Below are 1,691 nucleotides of genomic sequence, written 5' to 3' on the forward strand. Positions count from 1 at the left end.
GATTTTAGTTCTTTTTTTTGCAACTCTAAATTGCTAATTTTCTGGAAACTCTTTCTCTAAAAAGTTTAAACAGGTTCATTATAAACAATGAATATATGAAGCATAAAAGTAAAGAAAATTTATTATACAAGCTTGTATGACAATAATCTATATGAACAACCCTTGCAAATATGCAAGGGTTGTTATTTATTCTACCTTGGAAACCCAAAGATAGTTTATTTAATAAGCTTAAAGTCTGGAGACTTTTTGCTGCTGGGCAGACATGCCACACGATGCAATCGTGCGGTAGCGGGGGCTTTTTGAGTTATTTAGTATCAAATTAATTATACAAACTATAAATTTTATTCTCAATATCCGGATTGGTTAGATCCCAATACCACCATTTATTTGGATGGTTTCTTTCTATTTCAAATCGTCTTTGGTAGGCAATTTTATAAAGTTCAAGAAGTAATCTGAAGCTTTTTAATTTTTCATTTTCTGGCAACTGAATAATTTTTTTTAGATTATTATTATCAACTCCTTTTTTAAGCAAGGTACATGGTGTAAAAGTCGATTTTAATCCACTCCCTCCAATAGCATTTTCTATATCTTCGTCCAATGGCTTAGATTGCATTATGACAAACAAAAAGTCATTCATAAAACTATCTTGCTCAGAAGTGTTCATTTCTATAAAAGAGCTTACTAGAGGTTCATGTGTAATAATTCTCTGACCGTATTTATTAAGCATTATTTCTTGTTCAATTTTCATTATTTACTTCGAGGATTAATTATTATATGTGGTTTAGATCTGTTTACAGAACCTGTAAAAATATCAATATTTCTTGGCGTATTATCTATTGTGGATTTTGCTCCTGGTAAAGAATTCTTAATCTTGGACCAATCTCTACTATTTAAACCTCCCTCAATAATGTAATCCCAATCAGAATAAGCACCAGCTGTTCCACTAGCTCTACTACCAACAACTATAATAGGCTTATTAATTCTCGTAGCTGCATTTTCAATTCTTAAAGCATCGCCAACAGACAAAGCAGATAATGCCTGAGTTATATTATCTCCTTGTTTTACGGCATCATCTAATACATTTGCGGCAGCATTAATATTCCCGTGCTTTAATTGTACAATGAGTGCCATTAATTGAATAGTACCAACAGCATTTTGGGTTTTTTCATCTTGATAGCTCATATAAGCATCAAGAGTAGCCCACCCTGCGGAAGCGGCAAGATTACTTCCACCCATTAGGAAAGTTCCCATAGTAAAAGCCAGGTTTCTTTCAAATTTCTCCGTAGCCAGAGCTGCTTTACTATTTCTGATACCAAAAGCCAATCTATCCTGAGAACCATGATAAGCACTTAAGCTTTGAATTCCCATAAATGATAACTTAGAATCACTTACATTTTTTGTCAGCTTAATTTCACCAATATCAATAGGATTATCAGGAGTAGAACCCTTCTTTGGTGGATCTTCCTCTCCAATCATTCCAGTTGGGTCGTTAAATCTTATAGGATTTCCATAAACATATGAATATGGACTGTAAGCAAATTGTACTTCACTTAAAGGATCATGTACTCCCCATCTTCCCAAATCCGGCATATACATTCTGGCTCCATAGTCATACACTCCGTAGTCTACTTCATTTTTTAGGATTTGCCTGCTTCATTTTTCTTCACGCGACTGTTTACTTTTTGATCACT

Annotated in this window: 2 protein-coding genes; both read right to left on the minus strand. The window is 33.7% G+C overall.

The annotated features are described in order from the left end of the window. Positions 1 to 319: 319 nt before the first annotated feature. Positions 320 to 748 (minus strand): DUF5958 family protein, encoded by a 429-nt coding sequence (locus tag CQ046_RS23350; protein WP_105704560.1) that lies wholly within the window; start codon positions 746 to 748, stop codon positions 320 to 322. Then, positions 748 to 1,617 (minus strand): RHS repeat-associated core domain-containing protein, encoded by an 870-nt coding sequence (locus tag CQ046_RS23355; RefSeq protein ID WP_228407033.1) that lies wholly within the window; start codon positions 1,615 to 1,617, stop codon positions 748 to 750. Before CQ046_RS23355 ends, CQ046_RS23350 begins: the two co-directional genes overlap by 1 nt. Between the last annotated feature and the right edge of the window lie 74 nt (positions 1,618 to 1,691).

Origin of the sequence: Chryseobacterium sp. MYb7, assembly GCF_002979455.1 — a bacterium.
In the GTDB taxonomy this organism is placed as follows: domain Bacteria; phylum Bacteroidota; class Bacteroidia; order Flavobacteriales; family Weeksellaceae; genus Chryseobacterium.

What these genes read in the sequence shown, in the direction of transcription:
- CQ046_RS23350 (WP_105704560.1), bottom strand. Translation starts at nt 748, where the DNA reads ATGAAAATTGAACAAGAAATAATGCTTAATAAATACGGTCAGAGAATT.